The 22579-nt window shown below is 66.8% G+C and carries 27 protein-coding genes and 3 tRNA genes; 19 read left to right on the forward strand and 11 right to left on the reverse strand.

Features of this window, described 5'->3' with window-relative positions; all coding sequences use genetic code 11:
* The first annotated feature begins 6 nt into the window (after nucleotides 1–6).
* The 3 genes from LJ754_RS06630 to LJ754_RS06640 all read left to right on the forward strand — a co-directional run bounded on the left by LJ754_RS06630 (nucleotide 7) and on the right by LJ754_RS06640 (nucleotide 3737).
* Nucleotides 7–519: a GNAT family N-acetyltransferase gene (locus LJ754_RS06630; RefSeq protein WP_227926002.1), complete on the forward strand. Its 513-nt coding sequence runs from the start codon at nucleotides 7–9 to the stop codon at nucleotides 517–519.
* A complete protein-coding gene (locus LJ754_RS06635) occupies nucleotides 519–1442 on the forward strand; it encodes a spermidine synthase (protein ID WP_227926003.1) in 924 nt (307 codons plus the stop codon). The genes LJ754_RS06630 and LJ754_RS06635 overlap by 1 nt, the downstream gene beginning before the upstream one ends.
* Nucleotides 1443–1523: 81 nt before the next feature.
* Complete coding sequence (locus LJ754_RS06640; RefSeq protein WP_227926004.1) at nucleotides 1524–3737, forward strand: catalase; 2214 nt, start codon at nucleotides 1524–1526, stop codon at nucleotides 3735–3737.
* Nucleotides 3738–3834: 97 nt separating this feature from the next.
* Here LJ754_RS06640 and LJ754_RS06645 read toward each other — a convergent pair whose 3' ends face one another.
* On the reverse strand, nucleotides 3835–5265 hold the full coding sequence (locus tag LJ754_RS06645) for an NCS2 family permease (RefSeq protein ID WP_227926005.1): 1431 nt from the start codon (nucleotides 5263–5265) through the stop codon (nucleotides 3835–3837).
* Nucleotides 5266–5380: 115 nt separating this feature from the next.
* Between LJ754_RS06645 and LJ754_RS06650 the strand changes: the two genes are divergently transcribed.
* Entirely contained in the window at nucleotides 5381–5986 is a 606-nt protein-coding gene (locus LJ754_RS06650) for a copper resistance CopC family protein (protein ID WP_227912929.1), read from the forward strand.
* Here LJ754_RS06650 and LJ754_RS06655 read toward each other — a convergent pair.
* Complete coding sequence (locus LJ754_RS06655) at nucleotides 5983–6576, reverse strand: FAD-binding protein (protein ID WP_227912483.1); 594 nt, start codon at nucleotides 6574–6576, stop codon at nucleotides 5983–5985. The two genes, LJ754_RS06650 and LJ754_RS06655, sit on opposite strands and share 4 nt — an antisense overlap.
* A 190-nt stretch (nucleotides 6577–6766) precedes the next feature.
* Here LJ754_RS06655 and LJ754_RS06660 point away from each other — a divergent pair, with 190 nt between their 5' ends.
* Nucleotides 6767–7771 carry a universal stress protein gene (locus LJ754_RS06660; RefSeq protein WP_227912482.1) on the forward strand — a complete coding sequence of 335 codons (1005 nt, stop codon included), beginning with the start codon at nucleotides 6767–6769 and terminating at the stop codon, nucleotides 7769–7771.
* Between the two features lie 36 nt (nucleotides 7772–7807).
* Here LJ754_RS06660 and LJ754_RS06665 read toward each other — a convergent pair whose 3' ends face one another.
* Nucleotides 7808–8746, reverse strand: coding sequence for a cation diffusion facilitator family transporter (locus LJ754_RS06665; protein ID WP_227912481.1), 939 nt, complete (start codon nucleotides 8744–8746; stop codon nucleotides 7808–7810).
* Between the two features lie 9 nt (nucleotides 8747–8755).
* Nucleotides 8756–9115 (reverse strand): metallopeptidase family protein, encoded by a 360-nt coding sequence (locus LJ754_RS06670; protein WP_227926053.1) that lies wholly within the window; start codon nucleotides 9113–9115, stop codon nucleotides 8756–8758.
* A gap of 145 nt (nucleotides 9116–9260) precedes the next feature.
* On the opposite strand from LJ754_RS06670, the gene LJ754_RS06675 reads away from it, so the two are divergent.
* From LJ754_RS06675 to LJ754_RS06710, 8 genes are all read left to right on the forward strand, one after another.
* Nucleotides 9261–9333 (forward strand) — tRNA-Glu (locus LJ754_RS06675).
* Nucleotides 9334–9392: 59 nt separating this feature from the next.
* A tRNA-Asp gene (locus LJ754_RS06680) sits at nucleotides 9393–9466 on the forward strand.
* Nucleotides 9467–9522: 56 nt separating this feature from the next.
* A tRNA-Phe gene (locus tag LJ754_RS06685) sits at nucleotides 9523–9598 on the forward strand.
* A gap of 253 nt (nucleotides 9599–9851) precedes the next feature.
* The gene (locus LJ754_RS06690) at nucleotides 9852–10349 is read left to right on the forward strand and encodes an Asp23/Gls24 family envelope stress response protein (RefSeq protein WP_227912480.1); all 498 of its coding nucleotides are present in this window, start codon (nucleotides 9852–9854) and stop codon (nucleotides 10347–10349) included.
* Nucleotides 10350–10421: 72 nt separating this feature from the next.
* Nucleotides 10422–10613, forward strand: coding sequence for a DUF2273 domain-containing protein (locus LJ754_RS06695; RefSeq protein WP_227912479.1), 192 nt, complete (start codon nucleotides 10422–10424; stop codon nucleotides 10611–10613).
* An 11-nt stretch (nucleotides 10614–10624) separates the two neighbouring features.
* Entirely contained in the window at nucleotides 10625–10999 is a 375-nt protein-coding gene (locus LJ754_RS06700; RefSeq protein ID WP_227912925.1) for a hypothetical protein, read from the forward strand.
* Nucleotides 10996–11583, forward strand: a complete 588-nt coding sequence (locus LJ754_RS06705; RefSeq protein ID WP_227926006.1) for a DUF6286 domain-containing protein — start codon at nucleotides 10996–10998, stop codon at nucleotides 11581–11583. The genes LJ754_RS06700 and LJ754_RS06705 overlap by 4 nt, the downstream gene beginning before the upstream one ends.
* On the forward strand, nucleotides 11580–12191 hold the full coding sequence (locus LJ754_RS06710) for a hypothetical protein (RefSeq protein WP_227926007.1): 612 nt from the start codon (nucleotides 11580–11582) through the stop codon (nucleotides 12189–12191). Before LJ754_RS06705 ends, LJ754_RS06710 begins: the two co-directional genes overlap by 4 nt.
* Nucleotides 12192–12210: 19 nt before the next feature.
* Here the strand turns inward: LJ754_RS06710 and LJ754_RS06715 are convergent, their stop codons facing one another.
* The 3 genes from LJ754_RS06715 to nadE all read right to left on the reverse strand — a co-directional run bounded on the left by LJ754_RS06715 (nucleotide 12211) and on the right by nadE (nucleotide 14788).
* Nucleotides 12211–13059 (reverse strand): hypothetical protein, encoded by an 849-nt coding sequence (locus LJ754_RS06715; RefSeq protein WP_227926008.1) that lies wholly within the window; start codon nucleotides 13057–13059, stop codon nucleotides 12211–12213.
* Nucleotides 13060–13061: 2 nt separating this feature from the next.
* Nucleotides 13062–13865 carry an exodeoxyribonuclease III gene (locus LJ754_RS06720; RefSeq protein WP_227912475.1) on the reverse strand — a complete coding sequence of 268 codons (804 nt, stop codon included), beginning with the start codon at nucleotides 13863–13865 and terminating at the stop codon, nucleotides 13062–13064.
* A 101-nt stretch (nucleotides 13866–13966) separates the two neighbouring features.
* Nucleotides 13967–14788, reverse strand: coding sequence for an ammonia-dependent NAD(+) synthetase (nadE, locus tag LJ754_RS06725; protein WP_227926009.1), 822 nt, complete (start codon nucleotides 14786–14788; stop codon nucleotides 13967–13969).
* A 125-nt stretch (nucleotides 14789–14913) separates the two neighbouring features.
* On the opposite strand from nadE, the gene pyrE reads away from it, so the two are divergent.
* Both pyrE and LJ754_RS06735 read left to right on the forward strand, forming a co-directional pair.
* Nucleotides 14914–15483 (forward strand): orotate phosphoribosyltransferase, encoded by a 570-nt coding sequence (gene pyrE, locus LJ754_RS06730; protein ID WP_227926010.1) that lies wholly within the window; start codon nucleotides 14914–14916, stop codon nucleotides 15481–15483.
* The gene (locus LJ754_RS06735; protein WP_227926011.1) at nucleotides 15464–16558 is read left to right on the forward strand and encodes an alpha/beta fold hydrolase; all 1095 of its coding nucleotides are present in this window, start codon (nucleotides 15464–15466) and stop codon (nucleotides 16556–16558) included. The genes pyrE and LJ754_RS06735 overlap by 20 nt, the downstream gene beginning before the upstream one ends.
* A gap of 14 nt (nucleotides 16559–16572) precedes the next feature.
* On the opposite strand, the gene LJ754_RS06740 is transcribed toward LJ754_RS06735, so the two are convergent.
* On the reverse strand, nucleotides 16573–17325 hold the full coding sequence (locus tag LJ754_RS06740; RefSeq protein ID WP_227912923.1) for an HAD-IIA family hydrolase: 753 nt from the start codon (nucleotides 17323–17325) through the stop codon (nucleotides 16573–16575).
* Nucleotides 17326–17529: 204 nt separating this feature from the next.
* Between LJ754_RS06740 and LJ754_RS06745 the strand changes: the two genes are divergently transcribed.
* The 3 genes from LJ754_RS06745 to LJ754_RS06755 all read left to right on the forward strand — a co-directional run bounded on the left by LJ754_RS06745 (nucleotide 17530) and on the right by LJ754_RS06755 (nucleotide 19726).
* Nucleotides 17530–18144, forward strand: coding sequence for a TrmH family RNA methyltransferase (locus LJ754_RS06745; RefSeq protein WP_227912921.1), 615 nt, complete (start codon nucleotides 17530–17532; stop codon nucleotides 18142–18144).
* A 134-nt stretch (nucleotides 18145–18278) separates the two neighbouring features.
* Nucleotides 18279–19298 carry a class II fructose-bisphosphate aldolase gene (fbaA, locus tag LJ754_RS06750; RefSeq protein WP_227912466.1) on the forward strand — a complete coding sequence of 340 codons (1020 nt, stop codon included), beginning with the start codon at nucleotides 18279–18281 and terminating at the stop codon, nucleotides 19296–19298.
* Entirely contained in the window at nucleotides 19298–19726 is a 429-nt protein-coding gene (locus tag LJ754_RS06755; RefSeq protein ID WP_227912465.1) for a DUF3151 domain-containing protein, read from the forward strand. The genes fbaA and LJ754_RS06755 overlap by 1 nt, the downstream gene beginning before the upstream one ends.
* A gap of 70 nt (nucleotides 19727–19796) precedes the next feature.
* On the opposite strand, the gene LJ754_RS06760 is transcribed toward LJ754_RS06755, so the two are convergent.
* Nucleotides 19797–20321 (reverse strand): CGNR zinc finger domain-containing protein, encoded by a 525-nt coding sequence (locus tag LJ754_RS06760; protein ID WP_227926012.1) that lies wholly within the window; start codon nucleotides 20319–20321, stop codon nucleotides 19797–19799.
* Nucleotides 20322–20606: 285 nt separating this feature from the next.
* Here LJ754_RS06760 and LJ754_RS06765 point away from each other — a divergent pair, with 285 nt between their 5' ends.
* Nucleotides 20607–21230, forward strand: a complete 624-nt coding sequence (locus LJ754_RS06765; RefSeq protein WP_227926013.1) for a GyrI-like domain-containing protein — start codon at nucleotides 20607–20609, stop codon at nucleotides 21228–21230.
* Between the two features lie 23 nt (nucleotides 21231–21253).
* On the opposite strand, the gene LJ754_RS06770 is transcribed toward LJ754_RS06765, so the two are convergent.
* On the reverse strand, nucleotides 21254–21937 hold the full coding sequence (locus LJ754_RS06770) for a class F sortase (RefSeq protein ID WP_227926014.1): 684 nt from the start codon (nucleotides 21935–21937) through the stop codon (nucleotides 21254–21256).
* Nucleotides 21938–22011: 74 nt separating this feature from the next.
* Complete coding sequence (locus LJ754_RS06775) at nucleotides 22012–22473, reverse strand: excalibur calcium-binding domain-containing protein (protein WP_227926015.1); 462 nt, start codon at nucleotides 22471–22473, stop codon at nucleotides 22012–22014.
* Nucleotides 22474–22579: the final 106 nt, after the last annotated feature.

Raw genomic sequence — 22579 nt, forward strand, 5'->3', positions numbered from 1 at the left:
GTAGTTATGAGCTTTAGCATCCGGCGCGCCGCGGCAGGCGACGCCGAGGATTTCGTTTCCGTCCATCTGCAGGCCTGGCGGGAAAGCTACGCCCATGTGCTGGGCGACGAGGTTTTCACCCGCCGGGAAGCGGACCGTGCCGCCGCCGTCGACCACCGGCGTGCCCGGCTGGCCGAGCAGGCACTGGACCCGGAGATCGGAAATTGGGTGGCGCACGCAGGCGACGGCCGGCTCCTCGGTTTTGCCTCTGCCGGTCCTGCCCGTGACACCGGCATTGATGTTCCGCTGGAGCTGTGGTCCATCTACATCCTCGCGCAGGCATATGGAAGCGGCGTGGGCCAGGGTCTGCTGGAGCACGCCGTCGGCGACAAACCGGCATATGTATGGGTGCTGGAAGACAATCCACGCGCCCAGGCCTTTTACCGCCGCAACGGTTTCATCCCGGACGGTGCGTCCAAAAACCTTCCCCAGGTATGGGCCGGAACCGGCATGCTCGAAATCCGCATGGTGCGGCGCTGATGGGGCGCCAACGGCCGGGCAAGGAACCGGCAGCGCCGGCCGGCGGGGGAACCGGCCCCGTGGCCGGCAGCTATCCGATTGACACCGGCACGTGTGAGCTGGTGCCTGATTCGTTTAACCCGGACGGGTGGATCCTGATGGTCAACGAGGTGCACAGCTCCCACATTGACCTGGCCGATCCGCGCCATCTGGACTTCGAATACATGCGGTGGATCGCGGCCCTGGTCGAGTCCCGCTGGAAACCGGATGCCACCCTGCGGGCCCTGCACCTGGGCGGTGCCGCGTGCTCGCTGGCACGCTATTTTGCCGCTGTATATCCGGGGGCCCGGCAAGTGGCCGTGGAACTGGACGGCCGGCTGGCCGAGCTGGTCCGCGGCTGGTTCGACCTTCCGCGGGCGCCGCTGCTGCGGCTGCGGGTGGGGGAGGCCCGCGCCGTCACCGAAACGCTGCACGAGGACAGCCGGGACCTGATCATCCGCGACGTGTTTGCCGGCGCCAAGACCCCGGTTCCACTGACGACGGCGGAGTTCACCGAGCATGTACGGCGCGTACTGGCGCCGGGCGGTGTGTATGTGGTCAATTGCGGCGACACTCCGGATCTGCGCGGAGCGCGGGCCGAGGCAGCAACCATTTGCGCAGCCTTCGAATACACGGCGGCCATCGCCGATCCGGCCATGCTGAAGGGCCGCCGCTACGGCAACATCATCCTCGCCGGCAGCGATGCCCCGTTTGCGCAGGACCCGTCGCTGCCGCGCACCCTGCTGGGCGGCGGTGTGCCCGCGCACCTGTGGGACGACGCGAAAATGCGCAGCTTTGCTGCCGGTGCCCGCCCCCTGCATGACGCCCCCGCTCCGGAGGACGGGGAAGCCCCCGAACTGCCTGGGGCAGGGGCACCCGGGGAGAGGTCCCGGCCCGGCAAGTAGTCAGCATACTTATTACCTGGGTAGGGTGGAGGAATGGGCGCCGCTTCTGCGGGCCCTGGACCGACCCATGATGGAGGCTGCATGTTCAGCAAGAACTCATCCGAAACCAATCCGCCCGTCCCCGGCGCTCCGGCATCCCAGGCGCCCGAGTTGGCCGAACCCACCTCGCCGCGCGAACCGCTTCCGCCCAAGCCGGATCAGACCGGGCCTGAAACCGTCTCCGCCACGGGTGTTCCAACCGGCGCCGCGAAGGCTGCACGCGCCCAGAGTGGACCGTTCCTGACCACCGCCCAGGGAGCCCGGCTCCGGGATACCGACCACTCCCTCAAAGCCGGACCCCGCGGCCCAGTGCTGCTGCAGGACCACCATCTGCGGGAGAAAATCACCCACTTTGACCATGAGCGTATTCCGGAGCGGGTGGTGCATGCGCGCGGCGCTGCGGCCCACGGAACATTCGTGGCCAACGGCACCGCCGAAGGAGTCACGCAGGCGGGCTTCCTCGCCAAGGGCGTGGAGACCCCCGTTTTTGTGCGCTTTTCCACCGTGCTCGGCTCCCGCGGCTCCGCGGATACCGTTCGGGACACCCGCGGATTCAGCACCAAGTTCTACACAGCCGAGGGCAACTATGACCTGGTCGGCAACAACATTCCGGTGTTCTTCATCCAGGACGCCATCAAGTTCCCCGACGTTATCCATGCGGGCAAGCCGCATCCGGACCGCGAAATACCGCAGGCCCAGAGTGCACATGACACCTTCTGGGACTTCGTTTCCCTCCACACGGAAGCACAGCACCACACCATGTGGAACATGTCGGACCGCGGAATTCCGCGCTCCTACCGCACCATGGAAGGCTTCGGCGTCCATACCTTCCGCCTGGTGAACGCCGCCGGCCAAACCACGCTGGTGAAGTTCCACTGGAAGCCCCGGCAAGGCGTGCATTCCCTTGTCTGGGAAGAGGCGCAGATCATCAACGGCATGGATCCGGACTTCCACCGCCGCGATCTTGCCGACGCCATTGAAGCCGGCGCGTTCCCGCAGTGGGACCTGGGCATCCAGGTGTTCCCGGACACCGAGGACGAAATGTTCGAGGGCATCGATCTGCTGGATCCAACCAAGCTGGTACCCGAGGAACTGGCGCCGGTGCAAATCATCGGCACCATGACGCTCAATGCGAACCCCACCAACTACTTCGCCGAAACCGAGCAGGTGGCCTTCCATCCCGGTCACCTGGTGCCCGGCATCGACGTCACCAACGACCCGCTGCTGCAGGGCCGGCTGTTCTCATACATCGACACCCAGCTGACGCGGTTGGGCGGACCGAACTTCAGCCAGATCCCCATCAACCGGCCGCATGCACCCGTCAATGACATGCTCCGGGACGGCTTCCACCAGGATGCCGACCATGCCGGCGTCGCACCGTACCAGCCCAATTCGCTGGACGGCGGATGCCCATTCATGGCGGGGGCGGACATGGGGGCGTTCATTGATGTTCCCGCGCCGGTGCCCGCCTCCCGCAAGGTCCGCGAGAACCCGGCCACCTTCGATGACCACTACAGCCAGGTGCGGATGTTCTTCCGCTCCCTGACGCCGGTGGAGCAGGACCACGTGGTCCAGGCCTATACGTTTGAGCTGGGCAAGTGCTATGAGGAGAACATCCGCCTGCGCCAGCTCCAGTCACTGGCGAACATCGACGAACGGCTGGCCGCCGAAGTGGCAACCGGACTGGGACTCGAAGCGCCTGCCCCTGACACCGCGGTTGAAGACACGGACCCAAGCCCCGCGCTGAGCCAGATCGGGGCTTCGTGGCCCGTGGCAGGGCGCGTGGTGGGCGTAATTGCCGACGATTCCACCGACTTGGGAGCACTGTCCGACGTGCTCACTTCCCTGAACGCGGCGGGCATGGTTCCGCTGGTCGTCGCTCCGCACGGCGGCAAGCTCGGCGGGGAAGTCACGATCCAGCGGACCTACCTGACGGCCCGCTCCACCGAGTTCGACGCCGTTGTTGTAGCAGCGTCGGGTGCTCCGGCACCCGACGCGGCGGACAGCCTGGACGCGAAGGCCGGCAACCCGGAGGGCCATCCGTCCCAGGACCCACGGGTCACCATGCTCCTGGCCGAAGCCTTCCGCCATGTCAAGGCTATTGGGGCGTGGGGCGACGGAGCATCAGTCCTTGCGGCTGCGGGCATCCCTGCGGAAACGCCCGGCGTAGTTGTGGGCGCTGCTGCCGAGGTTGTGTCCGGAGTGACCGGGCTGCTCGCCAACCACCGGGTTTGGGAGCGCTTCCCCGTAGCCTGACCTGTCCCGCCAATCCGCGGACGAACGAATGATGAACGAATAAGGGGATCTGCGGCAGCAGCCGCAGATCCCCTTATTCGTCCTGTTCGGAACCGGCCTAGACTCCGAGGAGCTCGGTGATGGGACCCACTCCGAAGTACAGGACAAACGCAGCAGCCACCACGTACATCAGCGGGTGGATTTCCCGGGCGCGGCCCTGGCAGAGCCTGATGACGGTGTAGGAGATGAACCCGGCACCCAGTCCGTTGGCAATGGAGTAGGTAAAGGGCATCAGTGCGAATGTGAGGAAGGACGGCAGGGCCAGTCCAATGTCCGTCCAGTCGATCTTGCCCACCTGGGAGACCATCAGGTAACCCACCACCACCAGGGCCGGAGCCACGGCCTCGAAGGGGACCAGGTAGATCAGCGGGGTCAGGAACATGGCCACGATGAACAGCAGGCCGGTTACCACGGAGGCCAGGCCGGTCCGGGCACCTTCACCGATGCCGGCGCCGGATTCCACGAAGATCTGGTTGGAGGAAACACCGGCGCCGCCGCCGGCCACTGCACCCGCTGCGTCGACCAGCAGCACGCGCTCAACGTTGGGGATGTTGCCGTCCTTGTCGAGGCTCCCGGCCTCGCTGGCCAGGCCCACCATGGTGCCCATGGCGTCGAAGAAGATACTCAGCAGGATCACGAAGACCAGCAGCGAGGCGGCAATGCCGCCCAGGGTCTGGAAGGAGCCAATGAGGCTGACGTCGCCGATCAGGGAAAGATCAGGTGCGCCCCATTCCGGCATGCTGGGGGTCACCAGTGACCAGCCGGTGGCGGTTCCGGTGCCCTGGCTGCCCGGGCTGGCCAGCCACTCAACGATTACCGCGAAGATGGTGGAGGCCACGATACCGATGAGGATGGCGCCGCGGACCTTGCGTGCCATCAGCACAATGGTCAGCAGCAGGCCGAAGACGAATACCAGGGTGGGCCAGCCCAGCAGCTCGCCGCCGTTGCCCAGCCCCAGGGGAACGGTGGTGCCCGCGTCGTCCGGGTTGCGGCGCACAAACCCGGCGTTGACCAGTCCCACGAGCGCCACGAACAGGCCGATGCCCACCACAATGGCGGTCTTCAGGCTGGGCGGAACCGCGCGGAACACCGCGGTGCGGAAACCGGTGAGAACCAGGATGACCATTGCCAGGCCGGCAATGACCACCAGGCCCATGACGTCCGGCCAGGTGAGTCCGTCATTGGAAGCGACCGTAACGGCTACGAACGCGTTCACGCCCAAGCCGGTGGCAATGGCGAAGGGGTGCTTGGCCCAGATACCCATGATCAGTGTCAGCACACCGGCCACCAATGCGGTGCCGGCGGCGACGGCCGGGCCGGGAAGGGTGTTCCCCATGGAGTCTTCGCCGCCAAGGATCAGCGGGTTCAGGACCACGATGTAACTCATCGCGAAGAAGGTGGCCAGGCCGCCGCGTACTTCGGTGGAAAGGGTTGAACCACGTTTAGTGATTTCGAAGTAGCGGTCCAGCTTTGAACCTTGTTTGAGCATGACGCGTCCTCTGAACTGAACAAATGGTGGGATGGTGAGGGGAAATCCTGCATCTTGATCTTATCGCGGGCGCATGGCGGTCCCTTTGATCCCGTGCCGCTAGGCTGAAGCTGTGATGAATTTTGCACGCAGTTTCCTTTCCCGGTCCGGTTGCGCCGCCGCCGCCGTTGCAGCACTGACGCTGTTTGCCGGGTTGCTGCTGACCGCTCCGCCAGCTGCCGCGCACGATGAACTGACGGGCTCCACCCCCGTGGACGGTGCAGTGCTTCCCGCTCCGCCGCAGTCCGTGGAACTGACCTTTTCCAACGTCCCTGCCGCCATCGGTTCCGAAGTGCGGGTGCTGGACGAGGAAGGCATGGACTGGGCTGAGGGGGACGTGCGGATCCTGGACAACAGTGCAACCCAGCAGTTGAGGCCCGGTGCGCCCGCGGGCAGCTACACGGTGCAGTGGCGTGTTGTGTCTTCCGACGCCCATCCCATTGAGGGGACCTTCGCTTTCAGTGTGGCCGCCGGAGCAGACACCGGTTCCGGTTCCGCCTCACCCACCGGCACGGCGCAGACCAATGCCGCCGGGCCCACCGGCATGACGCAGACCCCGGTCCTGAACCAGCCGGAGGAGGGCGGATCTCCGTGGCTTGTGGCGGTTCCGGCCGTAGTGGTGCTGATTGCCGTTGCCGTATTGATTGCCCTGGTGGTCCGCAGGCGGCTGCGCGAGGACTAAGCAGGCGGTGCGGCGTCCGCGATCGCTTCGCCCGCTGCCCGGGCCTGGCGGATGAGGCTTCCGACGGGCAGCGGATCCACGCCCACCAAATACACGCCAATGCCGCGCAGGGCCGTGGCTGCCCCGGGGCCTGAGCCGGCGCCCACGGCGCGGGAAAGCTTCCGCAGATCGGCCCGGGAGCAGCTGGTGAGGACAACGTAGTCCGCCAAGAGCAGTTCCCTGCCCGTGCGGACCGCCCATTTCCCCGCGGCGGGGGCCGGCACCGGTGCCGGCAGCACGCCGTCCGCGGGAGAGGCGAGGCTGATCTCCCGGGCCTCGGAATCCTCCCGGACATCAAGGTGGTGCCCTGCCGCGTAGGCCTGCAGCAGCCGCACCAGCTCCACCCGCTCGGGGAAAACCGCGGGCTCTCCGGACGTTTCACGGATGGCATCCGCATCCGCCACCGGACCATGGATGACAATGGAGTCCACACCCTGCCGGCTCAGCTCCCGGGCCACCGCCATGCCGCTGAGGCCGCAGCCGATGACGACGGCGCCGGTCAGTTCAGTGAGCGGCGCCGCGGCGTCGTCGTTGGTATCTGTGTCAGGCATGTTCATCGGCGGTTCTTTCCGAGAGTCCTGGTTCCGGAACCTCAGCCCACCCCCAGAGCCTCAGCGCCCTGCCGCCGAACCATATAGGCAGATGCTGGCCAGCGGTAGCGTAGCCCGGAGCCCGTGCGCGGTACGCTACTGCTAAGGACAGCCGGAAGGTGTACCGGTTGGGGACCGGAAGGAGCAGCACATGACTGATTCGACCTGGGGAGCCGGGAACGGTGCGGAAGGACCCGCGGGCATTGTGGTGGGTGTGGACGGTTCCGATCAGAGCATCTGCGCCCTGTTCTGGGCGGCGCGGGAGGCCCGGCGGCGGCGATGCCCGCTGCACGTGGTGACCGCCTACACGGTGCCCATCTTCGCCGCGTCCTCCATGGACGCCGGGTACACCACGGTGGATGACGAGATGATCCGCGAGGGCGCGCAGCAGGTCCTGGATGACGCCGTCGAGCGCATCAGCCACTACGGCGTGGAAGTGATCCCGCGGGTGGAGACCGGGGACGCGGCCGCCGTGCTGCTGGAACTGTCCGAAGACGCCGACCTGATGGTGGTTGGTTCCCGGGGCCGCGGCGGATTTGTCGGGCGCCTGCTCGGATCCGTTTCCAGCGCCCTGCCCGCACACGCAAAGTGCCCCACCGTAGTGGTCCCGCTGCGCACCGCCGGGCGGCTGCCGGACTCCGGGGTGCGGCCCCCGGCCAACTCACCCGATCCCGGTGCGGTGCACCAAGCCGTGGTGGTGGGAGTGGACGGTTCCGAACAGGGCCGGGCAGCTTCGCTGGTGGCCGCGGAACAGGCGCAGGGCATGGGCCTGCCGCTGCGCATCCTGTGCGCGCTTCCCCCGTTCACCGGTTCGCTGGCGTGGGTGCCTGCGCCGCTGGACATCGAGGCCCTGCACGCAGAGCTGCGGGAGCAGCTCGACGCCGGGAAGGACTGGCTGCAGAGCCACTTCCCGAACCTGGAAATGAGCGTTGAGCTGGTGGACGGCACACCGCCGGAAATCCTGGTGGAGCGCACCGCCAAGGTGGAACTGCTGGTGATGGGTACCCGCGGACGCGGCGGTTTTGCCGGCATGCTGCTCGGGTCCACCAGCCAGAGCGTGCTGCACCATGCCAAGGGGCCCATGATGGTGGTGCCGGACCATGAGGACCCCCGCCTGCTGGACCGCCCCAATTTCGGACCCATGGTGATGGAGTAGCCCCGGCTGCGGGGTTCCCTGCGGGAAGGCCGGCCGCTAGGCGTGCTGCTGGCCCTCGTGCACGGCGTGGCTGGCCGGCTCCAGCTGGAAGGTGCAGTGCTCGGTGTCGAAATGGCTGCTCAGGCACCGGGTAAGCCGGTCCAGGACCCGGTCCATGCCCTCCGACGTCAGATGCTCATCCTCGACCACCACATGCGCGGAGAATACCGGCACCCCGGACGTGATGGTCCAGATATGGATATCGTGCGCGTCGGCCACCCCGTCCACCGACACTATGTGGTCGCGGATCAGTGCCACTTCCACCCCTTCCGGGGTCGCCTCAAGGAGGACGTCAATGACTTCGCGCAGCAGCGACCAGGCGCGGGGCAGGATCATCAGGGCAATCAGGATCGAGGCCCAGGCGTCCGCCCGCTGGTAGCCGGTGGCCATAATCACGACGGCGGAAACCACCACTGCGGCCGAGCCCAGGAGGTCGCCGAGCACCTCCAGATAGGCGCCCCGCACATTCAGGGACTCCTTCCGTCCCGAGTGCAGCACCAGCAGGGACGCCAGGTTTGCCAGCCCGCCCACTACAGCCGCAGCCAGCATCAGCCCGGTGTGGACATCCGCGGGGTCGCTTCCCAACCGGCGTACCGCCTCGATGAAAATGACTGCGGCAATCACAATCAGCAGCACGGCGTTGGCCAGCGCGGCCAGGACTTCGGCCCGCTGGTAGCCGTAGGTGCGCCGGGCCGTGGCCGGCCGCCCGGCAATCCAGGCGGCCAGCAGGGCAATGGACACCCCGGCGGCGTCGGACAGCATGTGCCCGGCGTCGGCCAGCAGCGCCAGTGAACCGGACAGCAGGGCGCCGGCAGCCTGGATCAGCACCACGGACATGGTGATGATGAAAACGGTCAGCAGGCGGCGGCGGTGCTTTCCGGTGGCGGTTCCGGAGCCGAGGCCGTGCGAATGCGTGTGGCCGGTGGGGGCGCTCATGCTTTAAGGCTAGCCCCAACCCAATTCGTGCAGGCGTTCGTCGTCGATCCCGAAGTGGTGGGCTACCTCGTGGATCACGGTGATGCGCACTTCGTCCACTACTTCCTCCCGGCTGGAGCACATCCGCAGCAGCGGACCCCGGAACACCACAATGCGGTCCGGCAGGGAACCGGCATCCCACCACGAGTCGCGCTCGGTCAGCGGCGTGCCCTCATAGACGCCGAGCAGTTCGGTGTCCGGGTCCTCGTGCGGGCCGGGTACGTACTCGTCTTCGATGAAGACGGCCACGTTGTTCATGGCGGAGGACAGGTCCGCCGGGATCGAGTCCAGCGCTGCTTCCACGCAGGCCTCGAACTCGTCCGGGTTCATCTCGATTGGCACCCTTCCACTGTAGTGGCGCACGCCTCACCTCAGCCGTTTTGGATATTCCGGAAAATAGACCTATAGTTTTAGAGTCCACAACGGCGCGAAACGACTGGTTCTCCAGCCGCTTCAAGCAATGTGTGTTCTGTTGGCCCCCATCGTCTAGCGGCCTAGGACACCGCCCTTTCACGGCGGCGGCACGGGTTCGAATCCCGTTGGGGGTACTCAGGAGTGGTAAATCCGCTGGAAATAATCTGGTAGAGTTTACACTCGTGAAAAGCAAGGCCCTGTAGCGCAGCTGGTTAGCGCGCCGCCCTGTCACGGCGGAGGTCGCGGGTTCAAGTCCCGTCAGGGTCGCTCAGATTTTCTGAAGCGATTTGGAAGATCACGGTGATCATCGGTTGATGATGCCAGGCTCTGTAGCTCAGTTGGTAGAGCGTTCGACTGAAAATCGAAAGGTCACCGGATCGACGCCGGTCGGAGCCACCAGCTAAAACCCCGTAGCTGCCTCGCAAGAGGCAGGACGGGGTTTTTCTTTTGTCCGGGGTCCTTTTGTCCGGGGTCCCGTCCCGCCAATTCGGAGAGCGCCGGCGCGGCTGCTCCAAACTTCCCACGCTGTGGGACTGCTGTTACCCGTGGGGTCACATTGGCCCCTCTGGTACCGAAGCGTGGGAATTCCCGTTCCCCGCATGCGCGCCACGCGCCCTGCACAAAGGTCCGGCCCCCGGGATACGCTGAAGCCATGGATGAGCTTCGCAACACATCACCGGCAACTACCCCCGTTTCCCCGGCACACGCAGCCCCGGCCACACCGTCTGCTGACCCCGCCGGCGCCACTGATGCCGCCGTCGTCGTCGGCCGCACCGCCATCAGCGAGCAGGCAGTGGCAAAGGTCGCCGCCATCGCCGCCCGCGCAGTGCCCGGCGTATTCGCCCTGGGCAACCCGACCGGGCGGGCACTGGGTGCCGTGCGTGACGCCGTCGGTGCCTCCAGCGCCACGCAGGGCGTTCACGTGGAGGTCGGGGAACGGGAGGTGGCCGTGGATATTGCCCTGGTTGCCGTGTACGGAAACGCGCTGACCACCGTGGCCAACAATGTCCGCGCAGCGGTCTACGGATCCGTGGAGCAACTGGTGGGGCTGCGCGTGGTGGAGGTGAACGTGGACATCACGGATGTCCACCTGCCCACTGACAATGCTGAGGCTGCCGCCAAACCGGTGGCCGGCGCCAAAGCGGTATAGGGTCAAAAGCACGTTCCTCGAAAGGACGCACCAGGCCGTTTGGCCGTTAGACGCAGGTTATGAGGCAGGCAAATGAAAGCAACTGTGGTGGGCATGGCAACGGGCGCCGTATTGGCTTTCGCGGCGCTGATATTCGACTTCTGGGGCTTTCTGCTGACCGCCCTGTTTATTGCCCTCGGCGCGCTGCTCGGCCGCGCAGCGGAGGGCAAGATTGATTTCCGCAGCGTTTCGGACGCCCTGACCGGCCGCCGCTCCTCTTCGTGAGCAGCACTGTTATGTCCGCACCGCCGGCGCTGGACACCGGAGCCGTCCTCGCCGGGCACAACCGGATCAGCACCCAGGCACTGACCAGCACGGCAAAGGCCGCCGCGGCGGAATACTTCGGTGTGCCGGCGCAGCAGATTCGGGTGCTGTGGAGAGATGACCAGGGACTGCTGGCACTGTCCCTATCCCTGCCCATTGCGCTGCCGCCGCTCAATACCCTGACGCCGGCCATGCTGGAGCTTGCCGGCGGCACGGTATGGCAGCGGGCGCACGCCGCCAAGCCGGTGCTGCTGCAGCGCGTGGCCGAGCTCACCGGATCACGGCTGTCCCGCGTGGATATCCGGATCACCGGCGCCCTCCCAGCCGAAGGCAGGCGGGTGCGGTGAAGCGCGCCGACGTTGAACTGACGGACCGGATCGTCAAACGCGAGACCCACTCCGCCCGCACGCCGGCAGCGGTGACCGCGGCAGCCATCGGCATCCTCTTTTTCGCCTATGTCCTGCTGGAAACCGTGCTTCAGGCCCTGGGGCAGGACGCCTGGCTGATCGACCCGCCCACCTTCTGGCGCTGGCTGGCGAACCTGCCCGCCCGCTCTGACCCGCTGATCCTCGGCTTGTCCGGCGGGCTGATCTTCCTTGCCGGCCTGCTCTTTTTCCTGCAGGCGGTGCTGCCGGGATGGCGTGCCCGCTACGCGCTGCCCAACCCGCGTGCCGCCGTCGTGGTGGACGGCGAAGTCCTGGCCGCGTCCCTGGCCCGCTGCGCCCGCACCAGTGCCGGCGTCACGCCGCAGCAGGTGCTGGTCACCGTGGGCCGCATGGCGGTGGATGTGCAGATCCGGCCGACGTCGGGTACCCCTGTTGACCCCGAGGCCGTCCGGGCCGCTGTGGAGGAGGAACTGCAGTTGACCAAGTTGAACCCGCAGCCGGCTGTACGCGTGCAGGTTGCCTCGTCCGGGGTGATCGGACAGTGAACGCCACACCGCGGGCCCTGAACCGTTTCCTGCTCGCACTGCTGGGCCTGCTGCTGATGGGTGTCGGCGGCGGGTTGGCCCTGATTTCCGCCTGGCCGGCCGCTGCCCGTGCCTGGCACAGCTTCGCCGCCCGGGCGGGCACAGAAGGAGCCGCCGCCTTCTCATCCACGGTCATGCCCGGCAGCGGTGCCAGCTGGATCTGGGTGGCCGCCGCAGTGCTGTCCTTTGTGGGCATAGTGCTGATGGTGCTGTGGATGGCTGCCCAGGGCGGCGGCCGCACGGACACGCTGGTCTCCGAATACGACGACGACGGCGCCCCCGGGCGGGTGGCGATCAGCGGCGGCGTGGCTGAGCAGGCGCTGCGCAACGCGCTGCAGCAGGACCCGGATGTCGCGGGTTCCGCAGTGAGCACCTACCGGGTGAGGGGACGCAGTGCCCTGCGGGTGCGGATCACCCCGCGCCAGGGGGCGGCACCGCACCTGATTGCCGCTGATGCCACCGCTTTGGTGGAAAGCCTGGACCTGGCCCTGGGTCATGAAACACCGGTCCTGCTGAGTCTGGAAGCGGGCCGGCGGATCCGCCTGGGCCGGGAGGACCGGGTCCGCTAGGGCGGCCAGCCGCCCGCCGCTAGGAGGCCCGGGCCAGCTGCCGGATGGGAATCCAGCGGGAGGCGAGGCGGCGGTAGGCCGCAGCCGCGCCGGTCATATCGCCGTCGGCCAGGGACTCGATGCCCAGCCGGACGTCCGAGGGGGAATCGTCGGGGAACACCAGGTCCGCCACCGGTCCGTAGTCAAGCTCCAGCACGGCGTCCGGATCGAAGACCTCCAGCCAGGCGATCAGTTCCGCCAGTTCATCCAGCAGGTCCAGTTCCGGCGCGGCCATGGACAGCGACGCCGAAGCCGCCCGGGCCCGTTCGATGCACTGCAGCACCGGTGCGGACAGCCGCACGGTCTGCACATGGCCGTCGTCCTCCACCACTTCGGTGTGGTCCTCCTCGTGCAGCAGCACAAACCAGCCGAACGGCACACCCCAGGTAGCGGAGCGGGTGTGCAGCTTGGCCAGCGAATCGGCAAAGGAATCCGGATCCAGCCGCGCTGCGTGGGCTTCGCGGGCCACCTCGGGCACCAGCACGTCCACCAGCGGTCCGCGGATGGACTCGCCCAGGGATTCAGCGGCCAGGGAAGTGCGCACCGCCAGCTGGTTGGGGCAGTAAAGGCGGTTGGTCACCCCCTCCTGCGCGGGGTAGTGCAGCACCCGGACCAGGTCCGTGGCGTTGTGCGGAAACGGATCAGAAACCACGCGTACCAGGCGGCGGACGGCGTCGGTGCGCTCCAGGACCTCGGTTTCGTGCCGGCCGCGGGCCCGCTGCTCCATGATGGCCAGCTGCTGGGTGTCATCGAAGGCATCCAGCGGCTCGTAGACGCGCAGGTAAGAGACGAAGGGGAAGGTCCGGTACAGCGAGGGATGCCGCGCCACGGCTAGTCCAGTTCCACAATCACGGGAGCGTGGTCCGAGGCGCCCTTGCCCTTGCGTTCCTCCCGGTCGATCACCGCGCCGGTGACCCGCTTCGCCAGGGCGGGGGAGCCCAGGACAAAGTCGATGCGCATGCCCTGCTTCTTGGGGAAACGCAGCTGGGTGTAGTCCCAGTAGGTGTAGACGCCGGGCCCGGGGTGGAAGGGACGGACCACGTCGGTGAAGCCGGCGTCGAGGAAGTCCTTGAAGGCCTGCCGTTCGGGATCGGTGATGTGGGTGGCGTTCTGGGCGCGGAACCAGTCGATGTCCCACACGTCGTCGTCCTCCGGGGCGATGTTCCAGTCACCCATCAGGGCCAGTTCCAGGGACGGATCCTTGGTGATCCACTCGGCGGCATGGTTCTTGAGGGTCTTCAGCCATTCCAGCTTGTACGGCATGTGCGGATCCTCCACCGCCCGGCCGTTGGGAACGTACAGGCTCCACACGCGCACTCCGCCGCAGGTCGCACCGATGGCACGGGCTTCGGCCACGGTGGTCTCCGCGGTCTTGCCGAAGTGCGGCTGGTCGGGGAAGGTTCGTTCGACGTCGTCGAGGCCCACGCGGGAGGCAATGGCCACGCCGTTCCACTGGCTCAGGCCGAAGTGCGCCACTTCGTAGCCGTTCTTCTCGAACAGTTCCCAGGGGAAGTTCTCGTCCTTCGCCTTGGTCTCCTGAATGGCCAGGACATCGACGTCGGAGCGCTGCAGCCAGGCCTCAATGCGGTCGGCTCGGGCGCGGATGGAGTTTACGTTCCAGGTAGCAATCTTCACACTGCTACGTTACCCAATCCGGCCCGCTCCCACACTGCGCCGCGGGCCCGGCGGGGCCGGATGCGCGGCGCAGTGCGGTGCAGCACAGGCAGGGTCAGGTGTTACTTCCACCAGGTGTCGTGCACCGTGACCGGGATGGTGCGCTTGTGCCGGGTCATCACGAAGCGGGCCTCGATCTTTTCCGCCGCGTCGGCGGGGGTGTCCTCGCCCTCCAGATAGCCGTCGATGGTGTCGTAGCTCAGGCCCAGCTCCGTCTCGTCCGTCTGCCCGGGCTTGTCATCGAGCAGATCGGCGGTGGGGGCCTTGGCAACCAGCTTCTCCGGGGCTCCCAGCTCGGTCAGCAGTGCACGGTTCTGCCGCTTGTCCAGGCCGGAAAGGGGCAGCAGGTCCGCGCCGCCGTCGCCGAACTTGGTGAAGAAACCGGTAACGGATTCGGCGCCGTGGTCCGTGCCGATCACCAGCAGGTTGTGCTGGCCTGCCACGGCGTACTGCGCGGTCATGCGCACCCGGGCCTTGATGTTGCCCTTGTTGAAGTCGGTGATCTTCTCGCCGGTCATCTTGACGTACTCGTCTTCGAAACCGTCCACTGCCGGGCCCACGTTGTAGACCAGGGACTGGTCGGGGGCAATGAACTTCAGCGCAGCCTGGGCGTCGTCTTCATCGTGCTGGACCTTGTACGGCAGGCGCAGGGCAATGAACGTTGCCTCGGTACCTTCGGCCTTCAGCTCATCCACGGCCATCTGGGCCAGCTTGCCGGCGAGCGTGGAATCCACGCCGCCGCTGATGCCCAGAACGTAGCCCTTGGTGTGCGAGGCGTGCAGATATTCTTTGAGGAAGTCCACCCGGCGCCGGATTTCCGCGGCCGCATCAATAGTGGGCTGAACTCCCAATTCGGCAATGATTTCCTCTTGTAGTTTCCGCATGGACCTCAGCCTATATCCGTCACCGGCGCCCTGCCCGGGCAACGGCCGGCGCGAGTTGGTCCGCCGCGCCGTCGCAAAGATGCACAAACATCCGTGCGCGGCACGGCCATGGCTAGGATTAAGGCATGACATCGCCCGCCATTGCGCCCGCCCGTACCCGTCTGCTGGACCTGATCCAGGAGTTGGCGGTGGTCCGCGGCAAGGTGGTGCTGTCCTCCGGCGCAGAGGCCGATTACTACATAGACCTGCGCCGAGTCACGCTGCAGCACGAAGCATCCGCCCTGGTGGGCGAGGTGATGCTGGAACTGCTGGACAGCGCAGGAATCGAGTTCACAAACGCCGGCGGCCTGACCATGGGTGCCGATCCGGTGGCCACCGCGCTGATGAGCGCCGCCGCCCGCACCGGCCGCCCCGTGGACGCCTTTGTGGTGCGCAAGGCGCAGAAGTCCTACGGCATGGGCCGCCAGGTGGAAGGCCCCGACGTCGCCGGACGCAACGTGGTGGTCCTTGAGGACACCTCCACCACCGGCGGCTCGGCCCTGACCGCCGTCGAGGGTGTGCGGAAGGCCGGCGGCAACGTGGTGGCCGTGGCCGTGATTGTGGACCGGGATACCGGCGCCAAGGAACGCATCGAGGCCGAGGCCGGGGTGCCGTACCTGTTTGCGTTCGGCAAGGATGAACTCGGCCTCGAGTAGCCGCGGCAACCGGCGCGGCAGCGGCGACCCGGAACCGGAGAGCGTCCGGGACCCGGAAATGCTGCCCGCCCCTGGGACGCCCGGCGACCCGGGAGCATTCCTCCGCAAGGTCTCAGACCTGCACCGGATTTCCCGCCGCCGGTTCCTGGCCGGTTCCGCCGCCGGACTGCTGCTGGCCACGGACCTGGCCGTCACCTCGCGGATCCAGCGCTACCGCGAGGAACTGGAAATCCTGCGGGTGCCGGACAAAGAGGCGCAGCGGAGGTTTCCCCGGGCCATGTGGTTCCTTTTCCCGGGGTACAAAACCAGCTGGGAGGAAACCCGCTGGATCCTCGGCTCGCTGCGCCCGGCGCTCACCACCCGCGGACAGCTGGCCGCGGTGGGCTACTCGAACCTGGGCCTGAGGGTGCAGGACATCCTCGACGCCGTCCACCGCTGCATCCTCGACCTGCGGCTGGAGCGGATCTACTTTTACGGGCACAGCTTCGGCGGGATGGTGGCCGTGCAGGTGGCGGCCGGCCTGCGCGAGCGCGGCGTCGCCGTCGAACTGATCATCCTGGACTCCAGCCCGTCCGGGAAGAAGGACGTCCTGGACCGGGCCATGTTCGAGGGAGCGGTGTTCCTGTACGACGCCGGCTACCGGGTGCCGCTGGGACTGCGCGGCGGCTACGAACTGGGCGAGCGCCTGGTGCACAAAGACGAGCGGTCCTGGCGGACCATCGGTGAACAGACACTGGCCCAGCTCTCACCGCTGGCCCCTTCCAGCACCCTCATCCAGTCCCAGGCCTCGTTCATCTACCACTTCAGCGCCGCACGCTTCACGGCGGCGCTCGCCGGCACCAAGGCCGCGTTCATCGGGAATCCGCGGGATGAAACCGTGAATTACGCGTCGGCCCGGGCGGGCTGGACGGACGCCTTCGGTTCGAACCTGCTGCCCGGTGCCCCGGTGACCGAAGGGGCCCGCCCCGCACATGCCAGCCCGCAGTGGAACCCGGAGATCTACGAAGAGGTCCTGCTGCAGGTATTGCGGCTTTACGAGCCGGCCCCCTCCGGCGGTGTCCGGCCGGTGGAGTAACCGGGCCGGTCGGGTCAGATGGTGTTGATCAGGTCCGATACCGAGTTCATGATCTGCGTGGGCCGGAACGGGTACCGGTTGATGTCCTCGCGCTGGGTAATGCCGCTGAGCACCAGCACCGTGTGCAGGCCCGCTTCGATGCCGGCCACAATGTCGGTGTCCATCCGGTCGCCGATCATGGCGGTGGTCTCCGAGTGCGCGTCAATCTTGCGCATGGCGGAACGGAACATCATGGGGTTGGGTTTGCCCACAATGTAGGGCTCCATCTTGGTGGCCGCGGTAATCAGCGCCGCGATGGCACCGGTGGCCGGCAGGACGCCTTCCTGCGAAGGGCCCGTGACATCCGGGTTCGTGGCGATGAACCGGGCGCCGCCCAGGATCAGCCGGATGGCCTTGGTGATGGTGCCGAAGGAGTAGGTGCGGGTCTCGCCCAGCACCACATAGTCCGGGTTCGTGTCCGTGAGGATCATGCCCGCCTCGTGCAGCGCCGTCGTCAGCCCGGCCTCGCCCACCACAAAGCAGCGGCCCGGGGCGCCGGAGTTCTTGACCTGGTCCTTGAGGAACTCCGCTGTAGCCAGGGCGGAGGTCCACAGGTTCTCCTCCGGGACCTCCAGGCCCGAGGCGCGCAGCCGTGCGGCCAGGTCCCGGGGCGTGTAGATGGAGTTGTTGGTTAGCACCAGGAACCGCTTGCTCGTTGCGACCCAGCGCTCAATGAGCTCCGCGGCGCCCGGAATCGGATGGTTTTCGTGGACCAGGACACCGTCCATGTCCGTCAGCCAGCACTCAATGTTCTCGTTTTCGCCCACGGTCTCCCATTTCTCGCTTCATTGCCTAGGTGGCCCCGCCTACAACCGGCCCGTGACGGGCACGCTGCGGCGGGCACAGCCAGTCTTTCACCTTAGGCTGGAAGGGTGATAGACAGCAGCCCCCGGGAACCCCTTGATGACGCCACGGATGCAACCGCCGCCCCAATGCACCAGGTGGGTGTAGGCCCTTGGGAAGGGCCGCTGCCCGAAGGGGAGCACTGGGATCCGGAACTGCTGGCGAACGGCGATGCCCGCAACGTGGTGGACGAATACCGGTACTGGAAACATGACGCGATCGTGGCGGACCTGGACACCAAACGGCATCCCTTCCATGTGGCCATCGAAAACTGGCAGCACGACTTCAACATCGGCACAGTTGTCCGCACCGCCAACGCGTTTATGGCCAAGGAAGTGCACATCATCGGACGACGCCGGTGGAACCGCCGCGGCGCCATGGTCACCGACCGCTACCAGCACATCCGCAACCACCCCACGGTCGAGGACTTTGTCGCCTGGGCGCACGGCGAAGGCCTGCACATCATCGGGATCGACAATTTTCCCGATTCCGTGCCGCTGGAAACCTATGAGCTGCCGGAAAACTGCGTCCTGGTGTTCGGGCAGGAAGGCCCGGGCCTGAGCCCCGAGGTCCACGCCGCCGCAGACGCCACCCTGTCCATTGCCCAGTTCGGTTCCACCCGGTCCATCAACGCCGGCTCGGCCGCGGCCATCGCCATGCACAGCTGGATCCGCCGCCACGTTTTCGGCCAGAAGGCCGGCTAACCCGGGAGCGGGCGGGTAGGTAAACCGGCCGCGGTTATCCGCCGGGCGCACCTGATGCCGCGCGGGTACTTGTGGCTAGGATGTAGGAAGCCAGAGAGGGCGCCAGGCCCTGCCACACGACACTTGGAGTCAGCATGCCTATTGCAACCCCGGAGATTTACGCCGAGATGATCGACCGTGCCAAGGCAGGAGGGTTCGCTTACCCGGCAGTCAACGTCACCTCCTCGCAGACCCTGAACGCAGCCCTGGCCGGGTTCGCCGAGGCCGGCTCGGACGGCATTGTCCAGGTCTCCACCGGCGGCTCGGCCTACTGGTCCGGCGCCACCGTGAAGAACATGGTTGCCGGTTCCCTCGCGTTTGCGGCGTACGCCAAGGAAGTAGCCAAGAGCTACAACGTGAACGTTGCACTGCACACCGACCACTGCCCCAAGGACAAGCTCGAAGATTTCGTCCTGCCGCTGCTGGCCGCGTCCGAAGCTGCGGTGAAGCGCGGCGAGGACCCCATCTTCAACTCGCACATGTGGGATGGTTCCGCCGAAACCCTGGACGACAACCTGCGCATTGGGCAGGAACTGCTGGCGCGCACCGCTGCCGCGAAGATCATCCTCGAAGTGGAAATCGGCACTGTGGGCGGTGAAGAGGACGGCGTGGAAAACGCCATCAACGAAAAGCTCTACACCACCGTGGCGGACGGCATGGCCACCATCGAAGCCCTCGGCGACGGCAGCAAGGGCCGCTACCTCACGGCCCTGACCTTCGGCAATGTGCACGGCGTGTACAAGCCCGGCGGCGTGAAGCTGCGCCCGGAGATCCTCAAGGAGATCCAGGACGCAGTCGGCGAATCCCTCGGCAAGGACCGGCCCTTTGACCTGGTCTTCCACGGCGGCTCCGGCTCCTCCGCCCAGGAGATCGCCGACGCCGTCTCCTACGGCGTCGTGAAGATGAACATCGACACCGACACCCAGTACGCGTACACCCGCCCGGTGGCCGACCACATGCTGCGGAACTACGACGGCGTCCTGAAGGTGGACGGCGAAGTGGGCAACAAGAAGCAGTACGACCCGCGTGTTTGGGGTGCCTCCGCCGAAAAGGGCATGGCCGCACGCGTGGTCGAAGCCGCGCAGAACCTCGGATCGGCAGGCAAGGCGCTCTAATGTCAGACGAATTCCGCAAGAACCTGCTCGGCCCCGACGCCACGTACCTGCCTGAGGAGACCGACGTCGTCGCCCGCCTGGAAGCAGGCGACGAACCGGTGGACCTTGCCGCCAAGTACCCCACCTCCTCTCAGGTGTGGGCTGCGCTGGCCGACGAGGCGTTCGAGGAGGGCCGGAACGTCGAGTCCTACGCCTACGCCCGGGTGGGCTACCACCGCGGACTGGACTCCCTGCGCCGTGCCGGCTGGCGCGGCATCGGCCCCATCCCGTGGTCGCATGTCCCCAACCGCGGTTTCCTGCGCTCGCTGTACGCCCTCGGCCGCGCCGCAGCAGCCATCGGCGAGACCGAGGAAGTGGACCGGATCCGCAAGTTCCTCGACGATTCCGATCCGCAGGCCAAGGCAGCCATTGAAGGCCAGGCCCTCTAGCCGTTCCTGCTGGAAAACCGGCGGTCCCTGAGGCAGGGGCCGCCGGTTTTTTGTGCCCGCCTGCCCATCCCTATCCGGCTTGGGGGCGGGAACGGTGCCGGCGGACCGCCGCCCGGTTGGCACAGCGGACCGAGCAATACCGCTGCCGGCCGTTGCGGGTGACGTCCACAACCACCGCTCGGCACGGCTCCGCGGCGCACCGTCCGAGCCGGTGCATGCCGCGGGTGACCAGATGCAGGGAAGTTCCGACGCTGATGATGGCGCGCAGTACCGACGGCAGGGATTCGTCATTGTCGCGGTAGTGCAGGTGCCAGCCTTCGCCGTCGTGATTCGTAAGCCGAGGGTAGGCCGCGGCGTCGGCCATCTGCGCGTTCAGCAGTGCCGCCCGCTGCTCCGGAGCAGGTGTGTCCACCACTGCCAGCCACTCGTCAATGAAGGTGCGGGTGCGCGCAAGATCGTCCGGGCGGGCGGGGAAGGTCATGGTCATACCGGCCTCCAACGTCCGCTCCACCAGGGCGTCCCGGTTGCCCGGCCAGTTGTTCGCCAGCGACGCGGCCAGCAGCACGGCGTACTCGCCGTAAGGGTTGAGATGCATAAGGCCATTACAGCATTGTTGAGTCCATGCATATCAGTCCGGTCTCGAACCACGATCTCCAAGTAGTTGGCGTCAGCCACGAACATTCCTGGATAACGGAATCCCGCCACCAGGTATCCGCCGGCGTCCTCCTCTATGTCCGGTGTACGCAGTGCCGGGTACGGCGGGTGGATCTGCAGTCCCCGGCACAGGTTGTTCCCGCGGGCATCAGCCGGGTAGTAGGGGTGTAGTGCACCGCCGGGGACGGTGCGTAGGCTGGACCCGACGCGAAAGGCCGGTGCGGGCATGGATAAGTTCGACTTCCGGAAGTCCTACCCGGAGCTGTACTCGCCCGGCCGGCGGGACTTCGCCCTGGTGCAGGTGCCGCACCTGCAGTACCTGGCCGTGGATGGACACGGGAACCCGAATACCTCGCCCGAATACGCCCAGGCCCTGGAGTGCCTCTATCCCGTCGCGTACGCAGTGAAGTTCCGGTCCAAGAACGAGCTGGAGCAGGACTTCACGGTGCCGCCGCTCGAAGCGCTATGGCGGGCGGCGGACATGAGCGCGTTCACTGCCGGGGACAAGGATTCGTGGGACTGGACCGCATTGATTGCCCAGCCGGAATGGATCACCGCCGGGATGGTGGAACAGGCGGTGGCCGCGGTGGCCGCGAAAAAGGATCCGCCCGGCATCGACCGGGTGCGGCTGCTGCCCCTCGATGAAGGGCTGTCCGCGCAGATCCTTTTTGTAGGCCCCTACGACGACGAGGCGCCGGTCCTGGCGCGGCTGCACGATGCCTGGATGCCGGAACATGATCTGGCGTTCAACGGCGATCACCACGAGGTCTACCTGAACGATCCCCGGCGCACCGCCCCGGCGAAACTGCGGACGGTGCTGCGCCAGCCGGTCCGGCCGGATTCGGGGTAATCCGCCCGGTCACCGTCCTAGGGTTACTGCACGTCTACCGGTGCCAGCACGGCGTAGACCACGTAATTGTCGTCAAACTTTCCGGTTTCCGGATCGTAACCGTCGCAGGTGATCAGGCGCAGTTCAGGGCCTGCCGTGTTTCCGTAGACCTTCAGCGTTGGGAAATTGTCCTTCGCGTATTGCTCCGCTGCCTGCACCGTGAATACAGCCGTGCTGCCGTCTTCGCGGGCAACTTCGATCCGGTCCCCGGCGGCCAGCCGGCGCAGGTCCGCGAATATTCCGGGTCCGCCGCCCTCGGCGTTGACATGGCCCAGCAACACGGCAGGGCCGAGCCCACCCGGGGTGGGGGAGTGTTCGTACCATCCTGCGGGCGACCCGGGGTCTCCCGGCGGCACTTCCAGCGCGCCCTGGGCATCGAGGCCAAGCCGGATCACTTTCGACTGGGCGCCGATCGAGGGGATAGTCAGCGACACCGGCGTGGACTCAGGCAGTGGGGGTGCGGCGGGTTCGGCGGACGTTGTGGGGGCCGCGGGCAGCGACGACACCTGTGCCGTGGCCGCCGGCGACGGAGCCAGCAGGGGAACCCCACCCTTAGGGTCCGAGTTCGCGGCGCATCCCCCGGCAAGGACCATTGCCGGAAGCAGGACGGCAGCCGCCGCAGTTGCCCGCAGGCCCCTGCGGCGGCCGCCCCTAACGGTGCTGGTCATGTCTGTCCGTCCCCAGTGCCGGATGCATGTGCCATGGGATGTCCTGTCGTGTTGCGGTTGATGTTGTGCGGAGCTCAGCCCGCCGTACGACGGCGGCGCACCACGTAGGTTCCGCCGGCGGCCGCAGCCAGGACCAGGCCACCGCTCAGGGCAAGGATTCCGGCATTGGATTCCTCGGGCTCCTGGGTGATGCCGGTGTTGGCCCCGCCTGCCGGCATCTGGCCGACCTGCGCATCCATCCAAGTGCCGTCCGCATCCAAATGTCCCTGTTTCATGGGTACCTGGGCCATCGGCTTGGTGGAATCCTCGCAGCCGATGCCGTCCCCGTCATTGTCCAAATGTGGGCCATAGCGGGGGTGGTCGGCCGGGATGTTGTAGACGCCCTCCGCGGCTGCCTCGTCACAGTTGACATAGGGGGCCGTGGGCGGCGGCCGGTGATCGCCGCCGCCGGGGCCGTCTGCCAGCGCCGGTCCGGCGGTGAGGAGCCCGAACCCGGTGATGGCCGTAAAAGTGAGGCCTGCTGTCGTCTTTTTCATGCGATTCCCTGCTTCCTGAGTAAAGGAGGGCATCCAGGAGAGGATGACCCTGAAAGCGTAGGTACTCGCGTAATCGGCGCGCTTCCCCGCAGGCAGATATTGGTCC

The organism is Arthrobacter sp. zg-Y40 (genome assembly GCF_020731535.1).
Taxonomy (GTDB): Bacteria; Actinomycetota; Actinomycetes; order Actinomycetales; family Micrococcaceae; genus Arthrobacter_B.